Origin of the sequence: Salipiger bermudensis, assembly GCF_019801965.1 — a bacterium.
GTDB lineage: Bacteria > Pseudomonadota > Alphaproteobacteria > Rhodobacterales > Rhodobacteraceae > Salipiger > Salipiger bermudensis_A.
Map to the genome: position 1 here is coordinate 39,448 of NZ_JAHVIA010000006.1, position 18,838 is coordinate 58,285.

The 18,838-nt window shown below is 67.6% G+C and carries 16 protein-coding genes; 11 read left to right on the plus strand and 5 right to left on the minus strand.

All coding sequences use genetic code 11. The annotated features are described in order from the left end of the window. The first annotated feature begins 217 nt into the window (after window positions 1–217). A complete protein-coding gene (rocF, locus tag KUV62_RS14135; protein ID WP_222604370.1) occupies window positions 218–1,147 on the plus strand; it encodes an arginase in 930 nt (309 codons plus the stop codon). A gap of 48 nt (window positions 1,148–1,195) precedes the next feature. Here the strand turns inward: rocF and KUV62_RS14140 are convergent, their stop codons facing one another. Further along, window positions 1,196–2,272, minus strand: coding sequence for an ABC transporter ATP-binding protein (locus KUV62_RS14140; RefSeq protein WP_222604371.1), 1,077 nt, complete (start codon window positions 2,270–2,272; stop codon window positions 1,196–1,198). Window positions 2,273–2,405: 133 nt separating this feature from the next. Between KUV62_RS14140 and KUV62_RS14145 the strand changes: the two genes are divergently transcribed. The 10 genes from KUV62_RS14145 (at window position 2,406) to KUV62_RS14190 (ending at window position 11,288) form a co-directional block, all read left to right on the plus strand. After that, window positions 2,406–3,107: a GntR family transcriptional regulator gene (locus KUV62_RS14145; RefSeq protein WP_222604372.1), complete on the plus strand. Its 702-nt coding sequence runs from the start codon at window positions 2,406–2,408 to the stop codon at window positions 3,105–3,107. Continuing rightward, window positions 3,104–4,015 (plus strand): alpha/beta hydrolase, encoded by a 912-nt coding sequence (locus tag KUV62_RS14150; RefSeq protein ID WP_222604373.1) that lies wholly within the window; start codon window positions 3,104–3,106, stop codon window positions 4,013–4,015. Before KUV62_RS14145 ends, KUV62_RS14150 begins: the two co-directional genes overlap by 4 nt. Before the next feature lie 24 nt (window positions 4,016–4,039). Further along, window positions 4,040–5,254, plus strand: coding sequence for an ABC transporter substrate-binding protein (locus KUV62_RS14155; protein ID WP_222604374.1), 1,215 nt, complete (start codon window positions 4,040–4,042; stop codon window positions 5,252–5,254). A gap of 77 nt (window positions 5,255–5,331) precedes the next feature. Next, on the plus strand, window positions 5,332–6,255 hold the full coding sequence (locus tag KUV62_RS14160; RefSeq protein WP_222604375.1) for a carbohydrate ABC transporter permease: 924 nt from the start codon (window positions 5,332–5,334) through the stop codon (window positions 6,253–6,255). After that, window positions 6,255–7,088: a carbohydrate ABC transporter permease gene (locus tag KUV62_RS14165; RefSeq protein ID WP_222604376.1), complete on the plus strand. Its 834-nt coding sequence runs from the start codon at window positions 6,255–6,257 to the stop codon at window positions 7,086–7,088. The genes KUV62_RS14160 and KUV62_RS14165 overlap by 1 nt, the downstream gene beginning before the upstream one ends. Window positions 7,089–7,105: 17 nt before the next feature. Continuing rightward, complete coding sequence (locus KUV62_RS14170) at window positions 7,106–7,993, plus strand: sugar phosphate isomerase/epimerase family protein (RefSeq protein WP_222604377.1); 888 nt, start codon at window positions 7,106–7,108, stop codon at window positions 7,991–7,993. Continuing rightward, on the plus strand, window positions 7,990–8,985 hold the full coding sequence (locus KUV62_RS14175) for a Gfo/Idh/MocA family protein (RefSeq protein ID WP_222604378.1): 996 nt from the start codon (window positions 7,990–7,992) through the stop codon (window positions 8,983–8,985). Before KUV62_RS14170 ends, KUV62_RS14175 begins: the two co-directional genes overlap by 4 nt. Before the next feature lie 321 nt (window positions 8,986–9,306). Next, window positions 9,307–9,447, plus strand: coding sequence for a hypothetical protein (locus KUV62_RS14180; RefSeq protein ID WP_222604379.1), 141 nt, complete (start codon window positions 9,307–9,309; stop codon window positions 9,445–9,447). A gap of 193 nt (window positions 9,448–9,640) precedes the next feature. Further along, complete coding sequence (locus tag KUV62_RS14185; protein ID WP_222604380.1) at window positions 9,641–10,438, plus strand: SDR family NAD(P)-dependent oxidoreductase; 798 nt, start codon at window positions 9,641–9,643, stop codon at window positions 10,436–10,438. 34 nt (window positions 10,439–10,472) lie between these two features. Beyond that, window positions 10,473–11,288, plus strand: coding sequence for an SDR family oxidoreductase (locus tag KUV62_RS14190; RefSeq protein WP_222604381.1), 816 nt, complete (start codon window positions 10,473–10,475; stop codon window positions 11,286–11,288). A gap of 41 nt (window positions 11,289–11,329) precedes the next feature. Here KUV62_RS14190 and treY read toward each other — a convergent pair whose 3' ends face one another. From treY to KUV62_RS14210, 4 genes are all read right to left on the minus strand, one after another. Then, a complete protein-coding gene (gene treY / locus KUV62_RS14195; protein WP_222604382.1) occupies window positions 11,330–13,519 on the minus strand; it encodes a malto-oligosyltrehalose synthase in 2,190 nt (729 codons plus the stop codon). Next, entirely contained in the window at window positions 13,516–15,231 is a 1,716-nt protein-coding gene (gene treZ / locus KUV62_RS14200) for a malto-oligosyltrehalose trehalohydrolase (RefSeq protein WP_222604383.1), read from the minus strand. Before treZ ends, treY begins: the two co-directional genes overlap by 4 nt. A 429-nt stretch (window positions 15,232–15,660) precedes the next feature. Further along, window positions 15,661–17,031, minus strand: a complete 1,371-nt coding sequence (locus tag KUV62_RS14205; protein WP_222604384.1) for a phosphomannomutase — start codon at window positions 17,029–17,031, stop codon at window positions 15,661–15,663. A 42-nt stretch (window positions 17,032–17,073) separates the two neighbouring features. Continuing rightward, the gene (locus KUV62_RS14210; RefSeq protein ID WP_222604385.1) at window positions 17,074–18,507 is read right to left on the minus strand and encodes a mannose-1-phosphate guanylyltransferase/mannose-6-phosphate isomerase; all 1,434 of its coding nucleotides are present in this window, start codon (window positions 18,505–18,507) and stop codon (window positions 17,074–17,076) included. Between the last annotated feature and the right edge of the window lie 331 nt (window positions 18,508–18,838).

Genomic DNA, 18,838 nt, shown 5'->3' on the forward strand with positions numbered 1-18,838 from the left:
CGGGATGACGCGCCATGCCCTGCAGGCCCGGATCTTGGCAGCGCCCGATCCGGTGCGACGCAAGCGGGCACCGCCACGGCGCGGCGGTCAATTTGCAGGTTTTGCTTTCCATTTCGGCCCGAGGCACCACGATTACCCACATCATTGGCGTCGAACCATCCGACAGGACGTGACACAAGACGCCAACACCGGATCGCTCGCGGAAAGGATGATCGACATGCCCGGAACCTGCGCCCTGCTCGGGGCCCCCATCGAAACCGGCGCCTCGCAGCGTGGCTGCATCATGGGCCCGGCCAGCCTGCGCACCGCCGGCCTTGCCGAAGCGCTGACCGGGCTGGGCTGGCAGGTCTCGGACCGGGGCGATGTCACCATCGCGGCGCAGCAGCCGCAGCCCCATGCCAATCCGGCGCTGCATCACCTCGCCGAGACATCGGCCTGGATCGCGGCGCTGCAGGCCGCTGCCCTCGAGGCGGGCGCGGCCTGCGATCTGCCGATCTTCATGGGCGGCGATCACTCGATGGCGGCCGGAACCGTGCCGGCGATGGCGCGCCGGGCGCAGGAGGCGGGCCGGCCGCTGTTCGTGCTCTGGCTCGACGCGCATCCTGATCTGCACACGCTCGAGACCAGCGAGAGCGGCAACCTTCACGGCACGCCGGTGGCCTATTTCACCGGCCAGCCGGGCTGCGACAGCTACCCCGCCCTGCCGGGCCGCGTCGACCCCAAGCAGATCTGCATGATGGGCATTCGCTCCGTCGACGCCGCCGAGCAGCTTCGCATCCGCGAGCTTGGCGTCGAGGTGCATGACATGCGCGCCATCGACGAGACCGGCGTGCTCGAGCCCCTGCGGCGCTTCCTGGCCCGGGTGCGGGCGGCGGACGCCATGCTGCACGTCTCCTTCGACGTCGATTTCCTCGACCCTGCCATCGCGCCGGCGGTCGGCACCACCGTGCCCGGCGGGGCGACGTTCCGAGAGGCCCATCTGATCATGGAGACGCTCTGCGACAGCGAGCTGGTGACCTCGCTCGACCTGGTGGAGCTGAACCCGTTCCTCGACGAACGTGGCAAGACCGCGAAGCTGATGTGCGACCTGACGGCGAGCCTCTTCGGCCGGCGCGTGATGGACCGGATGACCCGAAGCGCCTACTGAGCGAAGTGGGGCGTCCGGGGAGCGCCCCGGCCGCCGCACCCCTCTGTGTCAAGCGGCGGCGAGCCGCGCGCCGTTCTCTGCATCGAAATAATGCAGATCGGCGGTGTCGTAGCCCAGCGGAATGGCCGCGTCGCGACGCAGCGCTATGGTCGGCGCCAGCCGCGCGGTCATCTCCTGACCGCCGAAGCGGCAGATCGCCATCGTGTCGGAGCCCAGCGGCTCGTAGACTTCGACCACCGGCGAGAGCCGCTCCGTCCCGCCTTCGGCCCATGTCAGATGTTCGGGACGGATGCCGACATCGAGCCTCGCGCCGTCATGCGCCGCCACCTCGCCGAGCTCCAGCGTCTCGTTGCCGGTCTGCAGCCGCGGCGCACCAGCGCTGCGATCGAGCACACCGGAGAAGATGTTCATCTGCGGCGAGCCGATGAACTCGCCGACGAAGCGGCAGTTCGGGCGCTCGTAGAGCTCCATCGGCGGGCCCTCCTGCACGATGTGACCGGCCTTCAGCACCACCACCTTGTCGGCCAGCGTCATCGCCTCGGTCTGGTCGTGGGTGACATAGACCGTCGTGGTGCCAAGCATCGCGTGCAGCCGCTTGATCTGGGTGCGCATCTCGACCCGCAGCTTGGCGTCGAGATTCGACAGCGGCTCGTCGAAGAGGAACACCGACGGCTCCCGCACGATGGCGCGCCCCATGGCGACGCGCTGGCGCTGGCCGCCCGAGAGCTGGCCCGGCTTGCGCTCGAGATAGTCGCCGATCTGCAGGATGCGCGCCGCCTCCTCGACCTTTGGGCCGATGTCGGCCGCCTTCCAGCCTCGCATCTTGAGACCAAAGCCGATGTTCTCGCGGATCGTCATGTGCGGGTAGAGCGCGTAATCCTGAAACACCATCGCCACATCCCGGCCCTTGGGCTCGACCTCGTTGACCACGCGACCGCCGATTCTCAGCGTTCCGCCCGAGATCTCCTCGAGCCCGGCGATCATCCGCAGCATCGTTGACTTGCCGCAGCCCGAGGGGCCGACAAAGGCGACGAACTCGCCATCTTTCACATGCAAATCAACACCATGGATCGCGCGATGCGCGCCGTAGTTCTTGATGATGCCCTCCAGCTGGATCTCTGCCATGTGGTCCTCCCTGACCTGCGGCCCCGGAAATGTGGGGTTGCATTATCGATATTAGTGATGTTATCGATATTGATAATGAACGACAAGGGCAAAGCCGCCAGGCACCGCCCGACGGGAGGAGGACCGGCACAGAATGGCCGTGGAGAGTTTCACCAGCATGACCGTGAGCGATGTCACGCCGCGCCGCACGAGCAAGCGCAGCCATGCGCTCTTCGAGGCGCTGGAGAAGGAGATCGTGCTGGGAACCCTCAAACCCGAGCAGGCGCTGACAGAGATGGACCTCGCGCAGCGCTTCGGCTGCAGCCAGGGCACGGTGCGCGAGGCCCTGATGCGGCTCAACGAGGAGGGGCTGGTCAACCGCCTGCCCAACCGTGGCACCACCGTCGCCCCCTGCCACGCCGATGACGCCCGCGCGCTGCTGCATGTGCGCCGCGAGGTCGAATGCACCTATCTCGACCGCGTGGTGGCGCGCGCCGACTCGGTGCTCGAGCAGGAGCTGCACGACCTGCTCAACACCATGCGCAATGCCGCGCGGGATGGCGACGAGTACCGGCTCTCGGTGTTCGACCGCGCGTTCCACCGCCGCCTCTTCGAGGCTGCCGAGCTGCCGCTGGTGGCGCCGATCCTGACTCGCTGCCTGATCCACAACCACCGCTTCAAGATCCTCAACGCCCAGCCCAACCGGGAGTTGGAGGCCACCGCCGAGCGCCACGTGCCGATCCTCGACGCGCTGGCCGCGCGCGATGTCGCGGCGCTGCGCGAGCTGCTCTCGCATCACATCTCCACAATCGTCGATTTCGGCCCAGATCTCAGCGACACCGGGGCGCCGGAATGAGTGCTCCGTCCCCCACCATGCGCGCCGTGCTCGAGCGGCTGGCGCAGGAGGATGCCGGGCTTGCCGATCCGACCCTGATGGCGCCGCAGCACGCCCGCGCGCTGGCCGAGTTGACCAATTTGCGCTGGAACGCCCAGCTGCCCGAGATGGCCGAGGCGCGCACGGTGATCCATGCCGGCATGCCGGCGCGCTGGGTGGTGCCCGCGAACGACACCGGCACCGAGGCGATCCTGCACGTGCATGGCGGAGGCTGGGCGCTCTGCTCGCCGATGACCCATGAGGGCGCGGCGCGGCGCATTGCCGAAGCCTGCGCCTGCCCGGTGCTCACGGTGGATTACCGCCTCGCCCCGGAGCAAGGTTATCCCGCCGGGCTCGACGACATCCTGCGCGCTTGGCAGGCCCGCGACCCGAGCCGCCGCTGGAGCATCGGCGGCGACAGCGCCGGCGCCAACCTCGCGCTCGCGGCGATGCTGCGGCTGATCGACGAGGGCAGCGAATTGCCGGCCTCCGCGCTGCTGTTCTACGGCGTCTACGGCGCGGATTTCGAGAGCGAGAGCTACATCCGCAATGCCGAGGGCCCCGGGCTCACCCGCGCCAAGATGATGCGCTACTGGGACTGGTACGCGCCCGCATCCGAGCGCGGCGCGCCCACCGTGGCGCCGCTTGCCGCCAGCGATGCGCAGCTGCGCACGCTGCCGCCGCTCTACCTGAATGCCGCCGAGCTCGACCCGCTGCTCTCGGACACCGAGGCGCTGGTCGCACGGCTCCGCGCGCTTGGCCGCGCCGACGCCTACGACCTCGTGAAAGGCGTCGTGCACGGCTTCATGCAGATGGGCTCCGCCCTGCCGGAGGCGCGTGACGCGTTCACGCGGGCAGGCGAGGTCTTTCGCGAGATTACCGCTCCGTAGGGGCGGACACACAGGGAGGAAGTTATGACATTCAAGACATTGACAGGGATCGCCTCGACGCTGGCGCTCTGCGCGGGCATGGCCAGCGCCGACAGCACGGTGCGCTTCTGGTACCACTTCGACAATGCCGACAACCCGATGGATGCGCTTGTCGCGGCCTTCGAGGAGGCCAATCCCGGCATTACTGTCGAGGCCGAGAACATCCCGTGGAACAGCTATTACGACCAGCTCTACACCGCGGTGATCGGCGGCAACGCGCCCGACGCGGCGATGGTAAAGATGTTCGCCCAGCCCCGCCTTGTCGAGATGGGCGCGCTGCAGCCGATCGATGACTGGCTCGCCAGCTGGGACGGCGCCGACGGCCTGCAGGACAACCTGATCGAGCTCACCAAGGGCCCGGATGGCAAGCAATACTACCTGCCGGTGCAATACGTGGTGCTGTATCTCTACTACCGCCCCGACATGTTCGAGGAGCTGGGCCTCTCGGTGCCGACCACCTGCGAGGAATTCCGCGAGACCGCCAAGGCGCTGACCCGCGACACCGATGGCGACGGCCAGACCGATGTCTACGGCTTCGGCTTCCGCGGCGCCAAGGGCGGCCATGACCATTGGGCGACCTTCACGCTCGGCGCCGAGGGCGTGAGCCTCACCGAGGGGCTCACCTCCGAGGCGGGCGTTGCCGGCACGCAGTTCGTCGCCGACCTGTTCCAGCAAGACGGCGTCTTCCCGCCCTCGGCCCCCAATGACGGCTTCCAGGAGATCATCGGCGCCTTCAAGGCCGGCAAGACCGCGATGACCATCCACCATATCGGCTCGGCCAACGGCATGGTCGAGGCGCTTGGCGACAACGTCTCGGCGGCGCCGGTGCCGGAATGCGGCGGCGGCCACTGGACGGCCTTCGGCGACGAGAGCACCGCGGTGCTGTCCTCGGCGGAAGATCCGGAAGCAGCGTGGAAGTGGATCACCTTCCTGTCGTCGGAAGGCAACAACACCATGTTCAACGAGGCCACCGGCCAGCTGCCCGTGGTGAAGGCCGACAGCGAGAGCTGGACGCTGCACCCGCAGCGCTTCGTTCAGGCCACGGTCGACAGCCTGCCCTTCGCCGAGATGCTGCCCAACAGCTCGGCCACGGCAGACTTCGTCAACACCGCCTGGCCCACCAACATGCAGCGCGTTCTGACCGGCGATATCGAGCCGGCCGAGATGAACGCCAAGATCGAAGAGCTCTTCGCCGAGTAAGCGCGCTCTCCCCGATCCGGGCGCCCCAAGGCGGCGCCCGGAGACCCCTGCTCCCCAAGCCGAAAGCCCCGTGCCCCATGACGGACGCGACCATGACCCATGTCTCCGAGACACCTAAGCAACGCGCCTCGCTGGGCCGCCAGGTGCTGCCCTACGCGATGCTCACCCCGGCGGTGCTCGTCACCCTTGCCATCGTGTTCTTCCCGATGCTGCAGACCGCGTGGATGAGCCTGCACGAATACGTCCTCTTCCGCCCCAACGATTTTACCTGGGTGGGGCTCGACAACTTCAAGGCGGCGCTCAATGACGAGGTGTTCTGGATCTCGCTCAAGCACACCATCGTCTGGATGTGCACCACGATCCCGGCGCAGCTTCTGCTGGGGCTGGTGACCGCGCTGCTGCTCAACCAGGACTTCCCGTGGCGCCCCGTTGCCCGGGCGCTGATCATCATCCCGTGGGCGCTGCCTTCGGTGGTGATCGCGCTGATGTGGGTTTGGATCTATGACAGCAATTACGGCATCGCCAACGAGTTCCTGCTGCGCATGGGGCTGATCCAGCAGGCGATCCCGTGGCTCGCCGATCCCGACACGGCCCTGGCCTCGATCATCCTCACGCTGACCTGGCAGGGCTTCCCGTTCTTCGCGGTGATGATCCTCGCAGGCCTGCAGTCGATCCCGCAGAGCTACTACGAGGCCGCCTCGATCGACGGCGCCTCGGCCTGGCGGCAGTTCTGGCACATCACCCTGCCCGGCATCTCCGGCGTGATGATGACCGCCGTGCTGCTGCGGATGATCTGGGTCGCCAACAGCTTCGACGTCATCTTCGTGATGACCGGCGGCGGCCCCGGCTATGCCACCCACACGCTGCCGCTCTACGCCTTCATCAAGGCCCGGACCAATCTCGATTTCGGCTACGGCTCGGCCATCGCCGTGCTCTTCACCCTGCTCTTGATGGTGGTCGTGGTCTTCTACCTCAAGCGCACCGGAAAGGCGGTGTCCTGATGGCCCTGCACAAGCCCTCCACCGCCAAGCGCATCCTCACGGTCGACCTGCCGATGGCGGCGATCCTGGTCTTCACGCTCGGGCCTTACCTGTGGATGTTCATCACCTCGATCAGCGACGAGAGCACGCTCTTCACCGAAGGGCCGTCGCTGCTCAACGCCACCATCGAGAACTACACCCGCCTGTTCCGCACCGTGGGCTTCGCCGAGAACCTGCTCGACAGCTTCATCGTCGCCGGCGGCACGGTGATCGTGGGCCTCTCGCTCAGCGTCACGGCGGCCTATTCGTTCTCGCGCTTCAACTTCAAGGGCAAGCGGATCCTGATGCTGCAATTCCTGCTCATCAACATGTTCCCGCTGGTGCTGCTGATCCTGCCGCTCTTCGTGCTGATGCGGGTGCTGGGGCTGCTCGACACCCATATCGCGCTGATCATCGCCAACTCGACCGTGGCGATCCCGTTCTCGATCTGGATGATGGTCAGCTACATGAACGGCATCCCGCGCTCGCTCGACGAGGCGGCGATGACCGACGGCTGCACGCGGATGCAGGCGCTGCGCCGGGTGGTGCTCCCGCTCTGCCTGCCCGGCATCATCGCCACCGGCATCTACATCTTCATCACCTCCTGGAACGAGTATCTCTACGCCCTCACGCTCGGCGGCCGCAACGTGCGCACCATCACCGTCGCCGTGCAGACGCTGATCGGCGAGTACGAGGTGCAGTGGGGCCTGCTCACCGCCGGCGGCATCGTCGGCGCGCTCCCCGCCACCGTGCTCTTCCTGCTGGTGCAGAAACGCCTGATCTCCGGCCTCACGCAAGGCGCGGTCAAGGGCTGACGGAAAGGACAACACCCGTGAAAAACCCCATCGGCATCATCTCCATGCAGTTCATCCGGCCCTTCGCCGGCAAGGATCTGCACTATTTCCAGAAGGCCGCCGATCTCGGCTTCGACTTCGTCGAGCTTCTGGTGCCCGAACCAGAGGACGACCTCAGCATTGCCGACGTGAAAAAGGCTGCAGAGGACGCCGGCATCTTCACCGTGCTGGCCGCCCGCGTGAACCAGCAGCGCTCGATCGCCTCCGATGACGCGGCCAACCGGCAGGGCGGCATGGACTACCTCAAGCTCTGCATCGACGTCGCCGCCGAGCTCGGTGGTGGCATCGTCGGCGGGCCGCTCTATGGCGAGCCCATGGTGTTCGCCGGGCGCCCGCCGGTGCCGCGCAGCGACGACGAGATCGCCGCCCGGGCCGAGCGCACGATTTCGGCCTTCCAGACAATCGCGCCGCAGGCCGAGGCCGCCGGCGTGACCTTTGCGGTCGAGGCGCTGAACCGGTTCGAGACCGATATCCTCTCGACCACAAGGCAGGCCTGCGAGGTTGTCGACGCGGTCGACAACCCGGCCTTCAAGCTGATGCTCGACACCTTCCACATGAACATGGAGGAGCGTTCGATCCCCGATGCCATACGCATGGCGGGCGACCGGATCGTGCATTTCCAGGCCAACGAGAACCATCGCGGCCATCCCGGCACCGGCCATATCGACTGGACGGCGGTGATGCGCGCGCTGGCGCAGGTGGGCTACACCGGGCCGATCTCGCTCGAGCCGTTCCGCCGCGCCGACGACCGCGTTGCGCTGCCCATCGCCCATTGGCGCGCGCCGCGCGAGGACGAGAGCGAAAAGCTCATGGCCGGGCTCGGTGTCATCCGAAACGCCCTCACGCTCGCGGAGGTTGACCAATGATCAATATCGGCTGGATCGGCTGCGGCCGCCACGCACGCCAGATGCTGCTGCCGCAGCTCGGGCGCAACGACATCCGCATCGCCGCACTTTGCGACCGCGACGGAGAGGCGCTGAAGAAAACGGCGGCGGAATACGGCGTCACCGCGCTGCACGATGATTTCCGCGAGATGATCAAGACGCCGGGGCTCGACGCCATCGGCATGGCAGTGGGCCCAGAGCTGCACCGCATGGCAACGCTGGCGGCGCTCGAGGCGGGTCTGCCGGTGTTCATGGAGAAACCGCCCGCCGCCACCGCCGCCGGTGCGCTCGAGATCGCCAAGGCGTCGGAAAAGGCCGGCAAGCCGGTGATGGTCGGCTTCATGAAGCGCTATTCCACCGGCAACCGCATGGCGATGAACGTGCTCAAAGGCGGCACGTTCGGCGATGTGCTGGGCGTCACCGGCGCCTACATGACCGCGCCGACCTATTTCGAGGGCGAGCCCGACTATACCGGCTTCTACCTGCATCACTGCGTGCATTACATGGACCTGATCCCGTGGTTCACGGGCGAGGATTTCGGCGACATGCAGGTGCGCTCGGTCTCGCCGCAGCCGGGCAAGCTGCTGCTGCATCTCAACTTCACCACCGAGCAGGGCAAGATCGGCAATATCGTCATGGGCACGGTGCAATCGCGCGGCACCCCAATGGAGGAGATCCGCATCATGGGCGATCACGCCCGGCTGCATGTCGACAACATCATCAATGTGGCGCTCTACCGCGACCCGCCGTTCAAGGCCGACGATCCCGGCGCGGTGCTCGACCCGGCCTGCGACACGCTGAGCTGGACGCCCAACTTCACCGCCGCCGCCAACGAGGATCACAAGGGCTACGCCGCGCTCCTGTCGGACGTGGCGGCCGTGCTGCGCGGCGAGAGCCGCGACGTGCCCGATATCGGCGACGGCGTGCTTGCGATGGAGCGGCTCGAGCGGATGATCTCCCAGATCGAGGCGTGAGCACCTCGCGGTCATACAGCTTGCAGGAGAGGCGGCGCATGGCACGGCGCCGCCGCTGACAGCCGGATCGCTGGACTGGTTTTCCTGCCGATGCTGCGCTGCGACAGGTGCAGTGCAGGAGAGATGCGATGGCCAGTAAAGATGCGACGGCAATGCGAATTGTGGCGCCCTTCGGGGGCGCGGTGAGCCAGCTCTTCCAGATGTGGTCGGGCTGGTTCCAGAACCAGGGCCAGGTCGGCATTATCAACATCGACCTCGGTCGAGGAGCTAGAGCGCAGGATCCTCGACGATGTCGGCAGCTACGGGCGCCAGATCGGGTGGATGTCGGAGGCGCTTGAGGTGCTGATCACGCAGGCCGATCTCGATCGCACCAAGCTCAGCGACGGCCAGATCGCGACGCTGCACGCCTTCCGCGAGATGGTGGCCGAGGTGCAACGGCTCAAGGCGCCCCCTCCTGGCTGACCCGCGCGCCCCGAGCGGCGCCCTTGCGCGCCGGGTCCGGCGTCTCCCGGCGCGGCCCGCGCGCGGATCGGCGCCCTCTGCTCATTGAGTGACCAGTTCCGCGCCTCATCGCGCCCGGCACCTCCCTGCGCGGGGGTCTTTGCGGAACCCTTTGGGCTGTCGCCGGTTGCACCTCTAACAAAGAGGTCTTGCTATGAAACTCAACATTGATGGACGGTTGGCCGTGATCAGCGGCGCAGCCGGCGGGATCGGCATGGCCACCGCCAAGGTGCTTGCCGAAGACGGGGCGCGGCTCTTCCTGACGGATACCTCCGAGGAGGCGGTCGCGCAGGCGGCCGACGCGCTCGGGGATGCGGTGGTCGGTCATTCCGCCGCCGATCTCACCAAGGACGGCGAGGTGGCCGCGCTTGCCTCGCGGATCGCGGATCACGGCAGTGCCGACATCCTCGTGCACATGGCCGGGATCACCGGCGCCAAGGGCGATCCGCTCGAGATGGCCTATGACGACTGGTTCGAGTGCTGGAACACCAATTTCATGTCTGCGGTGCGGATGACCAAGGCCCTGGTGCCGGGCATGGTCTCCAAGGGCTGGGGGCGTGTGGTCTTCACGGTTTCCGAGAATGCCGTGCAGCCCTATCCCGACGAGGCGGTCTACAACGCCTCGAAGGCGGCTCTGCTGAGCTACACCAAGGCGCTGTCGCTGCCCTACGGGCCGAAGGGCGTCCTGGTCAACGCGGTGATGCCGGCCTTCATTGAGAGCCCGATGACCGACGGCATGATGGAAAAGCGCGCCGAGGCGCTTGGCGTCTCGATGAACGAGGCGGTGGAGAGCTTCCTCGACGAAGAGCGCCCCTATCTCTCGCTCAAGCGCCGCGGACAGGCCGACGAGGTTGCCGCCGTGGCCGCCCTGCTCTGCTCCGACCGTGCCAGCTTCACCAACGGCTCGGCCTGGCGCGCCGACGGTGGCGCCGTGGCCGCGATCAACACCTGATCTTCCCACGATCCTCCCGCGAAAGGACGATCCCATGAAAGACGGAAACATCTCCCACCTGCCCGAACCGGAATACATCGATGACGGCTATACCGGCGCCGGCAAGCTCGTCGGCAAGCGCGTCCTGATCTCCGGCGGCGACAGCGGCATCGGCCGCGCCGTGGCGCTTCACATGGCGCGCGAGGGCGCCAGGGTCGCGATCCTCTACCACTCCGCCGAGGACAAGGCGGAAGAGACCCGCAAGGGGATCGAAGCCGAAGGGACCGAGGCGCTGGTGATCCAGTGCGACACCGGCACCAGCGCCGACTGCGACGCGGCGGTGGCGCGGCTCGTCGAGGCTTGGGGCGGCATCGACGTGCTGGTCAACAATGCCGGTTTCCAGAAGCCCTACCACTCGCTCGACGAGGTCAGCGACGAGGACTGGCGGGCGCATTTCGACGTCAACATGGGCGGCATCTTCTTCCTCTCGCGCGCCGCGCTGGCGCATATGCAGGAGGGCGGCGCGATCGTGAACACCACCTCGATCAACGCCTTTGTCGGCAATGACGCGCTGCTGCCCTATTCCGCCACCAAGGGCGCCATCACCACCTTCACCCGGTCGCTGGCCAAGCAGGTGATGGACCGCGGCATCCGCGTCAACGAGGTCGCCCCGGGGCCGGTGGCCACCGACATCCAGTCGGTGTTCGAGGATTTCGACGAGGACATCCTGAAGAACATGGCAGCACCGATCGGGCGCGTCGGACAGCCGCGCGAGCTCGGGCCAGCCTATGTCTTCCTCGCCTCGCGTGACGGCTCGTTCATCACCGGCCAGACCATCCACGTCAACGGCGGCATGATCTTCGGCGCCTGAGCGCGCCGGTCGGGGCGCTCAGCCCGCGCCCCGACCCGGCCTCAGATCCGAGGCGCCTCGAGCTTCGGCAGGGTCGCCGCATCGGTGGTGAAGCGCAGCGCCACCTCGCGTCCAGAGAGGCTGCGCACCAGGCGCAGCGCCGACCCATCCCGCTCGATCCGGCACTCGCCGCGCGCGAAGACATCGCGGTGCTGCCGGCGCAGCGTCAGCAGATCGTCGAGCAGCGCCATCTTGCGCGCCCCGAAGGCGCTCACCGGCGCTGCGGGATCGAGCGGCGCACGGTTGTCGGGATCGGTGAGCGCGAAGGTCCCCGTCTCGCTGCCCTGGTAGATGTCGGGCACGCCCGGCACCATGCAGCGCAGTGCCAGCTGGACCAGCGACAGCCGCTCGCCTAGCGCCACTAGATCGCGCAGCGCGGCGGGTTCGGCCCGGCGCCAATCGGCCAGAAGCGCCGTCGCAAACGCCGCCGCCTGCGCTTCCGCCTCCTCGTCGGGCACGTGCCAGTCTGTGAGCTCCTTCGCCTCGCGCAGCGCCTTCTGCAGATGCGCGGACAGCCGCTCCTCGAGATCGTCGCGCTGCGGCTCCCAGAGGGCCAGCGCCGATTGCAGGATATACCAGCGTGACGAGTCATCCGGCGGGTGCGGCGCATCGAGCGCCTCGGCCTGCTGCCAGAGCGCCGCGGCACTGTCCGGCAGATGGGTGAGCGCGATCAGCCGCGCCCGCGCATCCTCGGCGCGCTTTGTGTCATGGCTCGAGCCCAGCGTCATGGCGTCGGGCCACTGCGTCAGCCGCTCGGCGCTCCACGCCTCGAACGCCTCCGGCGACAGCGGCGGCGCATCCGGCTCGGAGCCGACCTCGGCCTCGGCGAGACACCGGGTCTGGCGATAAAAGGCCGTATCTTCCTGCGCCTTCGCCACGACCGCGCCGGTGACCTGCTGGAAACGCCGCACCAGCCCCCTGCCCTCCGGGCCCGCCGGCTCGAGCAGCACCGCGTGAAGGTGATCGAGCACGGTACGGTCGGAAAGACCGGCGGCGGCGTCGCAAACCATGGTGTCGAGCAATGCCGCGTCTTCGCCGCTCGGGCCGTCCGCATCGATATAGCTGCGGTAGCGCGGGAAGGCGACGAGCATGGCGCGCAGGGCCTCGCGCACGGTGTCGGGATCCGAGGGCCGACCGGCCTCTTCGAGCGCCGTGACGCCACGGCGGGTCATCTCGCCGAGTTCCGCGGCCAGATCCTCCGACAGGATCTGGTGCCGCGCCGCGCAGCAGGCTTCCTCGTAATCGTGATGCGTGCCGGTTGCGCCCCGCCACATGCCGTCGAGCCGCTCCATGCCGTCTTCATCGAGCAAGAGCCGGGTGATCCGGTCATTGGCCTCGTAGCCCGTGGTGCCCTCGATCGGCCAGGCCGGCATCGCCTCGTCGCCGGTCAGGATCTTCTCGACCCAGACCGGCACATCGGTCCCGAGCTCGTCTCGCAGCCAGCCGAGGTAACCCGCCGGGTCGGCGAGCCCGTCGATATGATCGATGCGCAGCCCATCCGCGAGCCCCTCGCGCACGAGCTCGAGCGGCAGCGCCATCATGGCGTCGAACACCGCGCGCTCCTCGACGCGCATGCCGATCAGGCTGGTGATGTTGAAGAAGCGCCGGTGCGAGAGCCTCCGCCGCTCGCGCACCCAGTGGCGCAGGTGCCAGTGCTGGCGATCGAAGATCGCGGCGACCTCGCCCGCCTCCGCTGTGCCCGGCGCCAGCGGCAGCCAGCCGCCCTCCCAGCTCACGCGAGCGGCCTCGGGGTCGATCTCGAAGGACCCGGCCGCGAGCATCTCGTCGAGCGGTTCCGGCAGGATCGGCAGGATCAGCCCCTGCTGCCAGTCGATATCGAAATAGCGCGCGAAGCGGCTGTCGGCGCCGTGGGTCAGCGCATCGAGAAGCCACGGGTTCTCGACGCTGAGAACCGTGTGGTTTGGCACCAGGTCGAGGATGATGCCGAGCTGGTGCCGATGCGCAACCCGGGCGAAGCGCTCATACCCCGCGCGGCCACCCAGCACCGGGTCGATCTCGGCCGGATCGGCGACGTCATAGCCGTGGGTCGACCCACTCTCGGCGGTGAAGATCGGCGAGAGGTAGACATGGCTGACCCCGAGCCCCGCGATGTAGGGCAGCAGCGCGATGGCCCGGTCGAAATCGACGCCTTGCCGGAGCTGCAGGCGGTAGGTCGCGATGAGAGGTCTCACGAGGTGATCTCCACTTCGATGGCAAAGGGATCGCGGGTCGGATCGTTGAGGCTGACATCCGGCGCTGCGAGCGAGGCGGCACCGGCGGCCGGCGCGCCGAGCGACAGCAGCATGCGGATCTCGCCGGCCGCGAAGGGCCAGCTCACCGCGTAGGCCTTGGGGCCGTGGCGCCGGACCTCTCCGAGCCCGGTCTTGCCGGATTTGAGCAGTGGCACGATCTTGCGGCGGCGCAGGGCAATGAGCTCGCGGGTCAGCGCGCGCCAGCCTTCGGCGCGGGCGGCATCGGCTGAGGGATAGGGACGAGAGACCGCAAGTGCCGCCTCGCCCGTCGGGTCGGGCATGCCGGAGAGATCATAGCCGATGCGGGTCAGCTCGGCGCTGCGCCCCTCGCGCACCGCAGCGCGACCGGCCTCGTCGGGCGGATCGCAGAAGAACAGGAAGGGCGCATCGCTGCCCTCCTCCTCGCCCATGAAGAGCATCGGCAGGAAGGGCATGAGCAGCAGCGCCGCGTGCAGCACCCGCGCGGGCTCTTCGCCGATCAGCGCGATCAGCCGCTCGCCAAGCGCGCGGTTGCCGATCTGGTCATGGGTCTGGTTGGCGTTGATGAAGGCGGTCCAGGGCAGATGCGCCGCCGGCGCGCCGCGCGGCCCCTCGGCGTGGGGCTGACCCTCATCGACCTGGCCGTGGCTCAGGGCATGGGCGACATCGGCAAACGGATCGGCGGCGAAGCGGCTGTAATAGCCGTGGGTCTCGCCGGTCACGGCGACATGCATCGCATTGTGCCAATCGTCGTTCCACTCGGCATCGAACCCGGCTTCGCGCAGGTCGGGCAGGTTGCGCTCATCCTCGCAGATCAGGTGGATCGGGCGGCCAAGCTCGAGCGCGCGCAGCTCGGCGGCAAGAGTACGCATGAAGCGCTGATCCTGACCGTCGCGGATCTCGTGCACCGCATCGAAGCGGAAGCCGTCGAGCCGGTAGTCCTGCAGCCAGCCAAGCGCCGCATCGCGGAAGAACGCGGCAACCTCGGGGCGCTCGAAGGCGATGCCGTCGCCCCAAGGGGTCGGGCGCTGGTTGAAGAAGTCGGGCGCGTAGCTCGGGATCAGGTTTCCGAACGGGCCGAAATGGTTCATAACCAGATCGAGAAATACCATCATTCCAAGGCTTTGTGCCCGGGCCACAAAATCGCGCAGATCGTCGGGCGTACCGTAGGCGGCATGGGGCGCGCGGATCAAGACACCGTCATAGCCCCAGCCCCGCTGGCCGGAGAACTGCGACAGGGGCATGAGCTGGATCGCGGTGACGCCAAGCTCCGAGAGATCAGGGAGACGGCGGGCGGCCGCCGCGAAGGTGCCTTCGGGGGTGAAGGCACCGACATGCAGCTCGAAGATCACCGCCTCTTCGAGCGGGCGTCCGGCCCAGCTGCCCTGCCAGCGATAGCGCGACGGATCGACGAGGCGGGACGGGCCGTCGACACCTTCGGGCTGGGCACGCGATGCCGGGTCCGGGATCTCGGCGCCGTCGACCCGGAAACGGTAGGTCATGCCATCTTGCGCCAGCGCCTGGCCGCTCCAGAACCCGCGGGAATCCGAGCGCAGGGGAATATCCTGTTGCCCGAGCTGTACAGACACCTGTTCTGCCGTCGGGGCCCAGAGCCCGAAACGCCACCGGCCCTCGCCGATCGGATGCGCGCCCCAGCGCGGTGTATCGCTCATCGGATCGCGGCCTGCCGGGTCTCGGCAGCGGCGCCGGGACCGCCGGCGCGGTACGCGGATCGAAGCCTATGCGGGCGTGATCGTGCGGAAGAGCGAAAGCACCGCCGGGGCGCGGCGCATGCGCGGGACAGGACCGTGTCAGGATGACGATACCGCAAGACAGAACTCTCAGTGCTTGGCGACGCAGGTGGCCGGACCATTCTGGCCTTCGGATGATCCATTCCGAAAACCGCTGCGAAGCGCTTTGGTTCCGCGTGCAGCGGCCACCGGTCGGCAATCTGTCAGGTGCTGTTCAAATGCGCGGCCCCGCGCGGCGCAAAGCCCGTTTCTTGCGCAGAATGGCAAGCTTTCGGGTCTCTTGCCCTCCGGAGTGCCGACGCTCTGCCCGTGTTGGCTCTACGGGCAGAGCGCGCGACGCTGTTCCGACGCTCAGGCGACCGCCGCGCGCAATGCGGCGAGCCCCGCGCCCATCAGCGCCTCTGCCCCGGCCTTGTCGCTGGCCTCGACATAGAGCCGCAGCTCGGGCGCATTGCCGGAGGGGCGGACATGCACGATGCGGCCATCTTCAAGCGTCATCCGGACGCCGTCGGTCAGATCCGTCGCAGCCTCCGATCCGCCGAGTTTGGAGAGAAACGCCGCCCGCGCCTCGGCGCCGTCGGCGAGCTGCGCCACGAAGGGCTGCGAGCGCTCCTGCGGAACCTCCTGCAGACGGTCGGCCATGGTGACCACGGGCGGCTCCTTTGCCACCCGCGCCGAAACCGAGCCGTCGCCCGCGGCGATCAGCGTCATGATCAGCGGCAGCATGCAATCGCGGGTCGGCAGCGGCGCGAGCGCGCCCGCCGGCCCCTGTGCCTCGAAACCGAGCAGGAAGCCGCCATTGGCCTCGTAGCCCACCACCTCGCCGCCGGCCTCTTCCATGCCGGCGATCACGAAGGGCGAGCCGATGCGGGTCAGGCGCACCGCGCCGAAGCTCTTCTTCTGCACGCCGGAATTCGACGAGATCGGCGTGACCACCGTCTCGGCACCGAGCATCTCGGCGGTGATCTGGCCCATGACGTCGCCGGGCACGATGGTGCCGGTCTCGTCGGCCAGCAGTGGCCTGTCGCTGTCACCATCGGTGGAGACCAGCGCGTCGAGCCCATCTGCCGTCACCCAGGCCGCGATCTGCGCGCGGGTGTCGGGATCGACGGCCTCGGTGTCGACGGGGATGAAGGTCTCGGAGCGGCCATATTCGACCACGTCGGCGCCGAGCCCCCGAAGGATCGCGGCGAGATCGTCGCGCCCGACGGCCGAATGCGCGTAGAGCCCGATCTTCCGCCCCTGAAGGGCGCTCGCCCCGCAGGCGCTGATATAGCGCTCGACGAAGCGCGCGGCGGCGTCCTCGTCCTCAGCCATCTCGCTTTCGGCCGTGCCCGGTTCACGCCCGAGCGCGCAGTTGATCGCGACCTCGTCGGTCTTGGTGATCTCGCCGGTGCGGGAGTAGAACTTGAGCCCGTTGCGATCGGCGGGGATGTGGCTGCCGGTCACCATGATGGCCCCGGCGCCGACCTCCTGCGCCGCCAGCGCCAACGCCGGCGTCGGCAGCTCGCCGCAATCGATGACGCGGATGCCCTCGGCGCGCGCCGCCGCCGCGATGTCGGCGGCGATGCGCGGGCTCGACGGGCGCAGATCGCGCCCGAGGCAGAGGCCATTGCCGATGTCACAGGCCGCGATGAAAGCGCGGACATGGTCCGCGACCAGCTCGGGCGTCAGCTCTGTCACCAGACCACGCAGGCCGCTGGTGCCGAATTTCGGTGCCATTTTCCTTGGTCCTTCAGTCAGTTGCGCGGGAAGGAAGGGCGCTCAGCCCTTCGCCCCCTGGCCGCGGGAATAGACATCCTCGTAGCGCACGATGTCGTCTTCACCGACATAGGACCCGGTCTGAACCTCGATCAGCACCATCGGCACCTTGCCCGGGTTCTCCATCCGGTGAACGGCGCCGAGCGGGATGTAGATCGACTCGTTCTCGGTCACCAGCTTGACGGTGTCGTCGCAGGTGACCTTCGCGGTGCCCTCGACCACGATCCAGTGTTCGGAGCGGTGGAAATGGCTCTGCAGCGACAGCGACGCCCCGGGATGCACGACGATGCGCTTCACCTGGAAACGCGAGCCGACGACAAGGCTCTCGAACCATCCCCAGGGGCGCCGATCCTTCGGGAATTCGACCGCCTGCTTGGCGCCCTTCTTCTTCAGGGCGTTGACCGCGAGCTTGACGTCCTGCGCCCGATCCTTGGGCGCCACCAGAACAGCGTCGTTCATCGCCACGGCGATCATGTCGTCGAGCCCGATGCCGACCACTTCCACGGTCTCGCTATCGGAGCGCAGAAGCGAGTCCTTGCAGTCGATCGCCGTCGCGGTGCCGTGGGTCACGTTGCCGCTCTCGTCCGGCCCAGCCTCGCGCCAGATCGCGTCCCAGCCACCGAGATCGGACCAGCCGGCATCGTAGGGCACGACCGCAAGGTCGGCAGCCTTTTCCATGACCGCGTAATCGATCGAGATGTCCTCTGCCTTCGACCACGGCTCGGGCGAGAGCCGCAGGAAGCCCAGATCCGACTCCGCGTCGTTGACCGCAGCCGTCACCGGAGCAACGAGCTGGCTCGCGTAAGTATCGAAGGCGGCGAGAATATCCTTCACGCGGAACAGGAAGATTCCGGCATTCCAGAGATAGTTGCCGCTCTCGAGCATCTGCGCGGCGGTCGCGGCATCCGGCTTTTCGACGAAGCGCTTCAGCGCGACGGTGTCGCCTTCGGCGCCATCGAGCTCGAGATAGCCATAGCCGGTTTCCGGCCGGTCGGGGCGGATCCCGAACAGCACGAGCTTGCCTTTCTCGGCGGCGGCCATGCCGGTTTCAACCGCCGCGCGGAAGGCATCGGCGTCAGGGATTTCGTGGTCGGCCGGCGCCACGAGCATCGTCGCCTCGGGATCCTGCGCGTGCAGATGCAGCGCCGCGGCAAGAACGGCAGGAGCAGTGTTGCGCCCCTCGGGCTCGATCAGGATAGCGCCAGGATCGATGCCGACGCCGGTCAGCTGTTCGGTGACGACAAAGCGGAAGTCGGAGTTCGTGACCGTGATCGGCTTGGCAAACCGGGTGGAGCCGCCAAGGCGACGTGCCGTTTTCTGAAACAGGCTTTCTTCTTCCAGAAGGCTGGCAAACTGCTTCGGAAAGCTCTTGCGGGACACGGGCCAAAGGCGGGTGCCGGAGCCACCGCAAAGGATGACAGGGGTAATCTGCTTCATGAAACTCCACTTTCTTCCGTCCGGAGCGCGAACGCGTTCCTGTTGGGACGATCGTCCAATAAATCTCTGCTGTCAGCCTAAAGCTGAGTGGGGGCGATCACCAGACATTAAGTGTTGCGAGGTCGCCGCGTGAACAATGCCGGAGCGATGGGCGGCTTTGCCTCATCTCCTTCACAAATCAGGGTTCTCAGGCACGAGGGCCTCCCAAATCGGGACTGCCTCGCGATGCGGCGCTGCCGGGGAGGCCTGCGTCCAGTCGGCGCGAAAGACCGCTCGTGATCGCCCTTTGCGCAGGCGGGCGCCTTGCGCGGCACGAGCCGTTTTGAAGAGA

Bases quoted from the DNA above. Each gene is read 5' to 3' on its own strand.
- KUV62_RS14140 (WP_222604371.1), bottom strand. From the start codon at position 2,272: ATGGCAGAGATCCAGCTGGAGGGCATCATCAAGAACTACGGCGCGCAT.
- KUV62_RS14190 (WP_222604381.1), top strand. From the start codon at position 10,473: ATGAAAGACGGAAACATCTCCCACCTGCCCGAACCGGAATACATCGAT.
- KUV62_RS14210 (WP_222604385.1), bottom strand. From the start codon at position 18,507: ATGAAGCAGATTACCCCTGTCATCCTTTGCGGTGGCTCCGGCACCCGC.
- KUV62_RS14150 (WP_222604373.1), top strand. From the start codon at position 3,104: ATGAGTGCTCCGTCCCCCACCATGCGCGCCGTGCTCGAGCGGCTGGCG.
- rocF (WP_222604370.1), top strand. From the start codon at position 218: ATGCCCGGAACCTGCGCCCTGCTCGGGGCCCCCATCGAAACCGGCGCC.
- KUV62_RS14175 (WP_222604378.1), top strand. From the start codon at position 7,990: ATGATCAATATCGGCTGGATCGGCTGCGGCCGCCACGCACGCCAGATG.
- treZ (WP_222604383.1), bottom strand. From the start codon at position 15,231: ATGAGCGATACACCGCGCTGGGGCGCGCATCCGATCGGCGAGGGCCGG.
- KUV62_RS14180 (WP_222604379.1), top strand. From the start codon at position 9,307: ATGTCGGAGGCGCTTGAGGTGCTGATCACGCAGGCCGATCTCGATCGC.
- KUV62_RS14155 (WP_222604374.1), top strand. From the start codon at position 4,040: ATGACATTCAAGACATTGACAGGGATCGCCTCGACGCTGGCGCTCTGC.
- KUV62_RS14160 (WP_222604375.1), top strand. From the start codon at position 5,332: ATGACGGACGCGACCATGACCCATGTCTCCGAGACACCTAAGCAACGC.
- KUV62_RS14185 (WP_222604380.1), top strand. From the start codon at position 9,641: ATGAAACTCAACATTGATGGACGGTTGGCCGTGATCAGCGGCGCAGCC.
- KUV62_RS14205 (WP_222604384.1), bottom strand. From the start codon at position 17,031: ATGGCACCGAAATTCGGCACCAGCGGCCTGCGTGGTCTGGTGACAGAG.
- KUV62_RS14165 (WP_222604376.1), top strand. From the start codon at position 6,255: ATGGCCCTGCACAAGCCCTCCACCGCCAAGCGCATCCTCACGGTCGAC.
- KUV62_RS14145 (WP_222604372.1), top strand. From the start codon at position 2,406: ATGGCCGTGGAGAGTTTCACCAGCATGACCGTGAGCGATGTCACGCCG.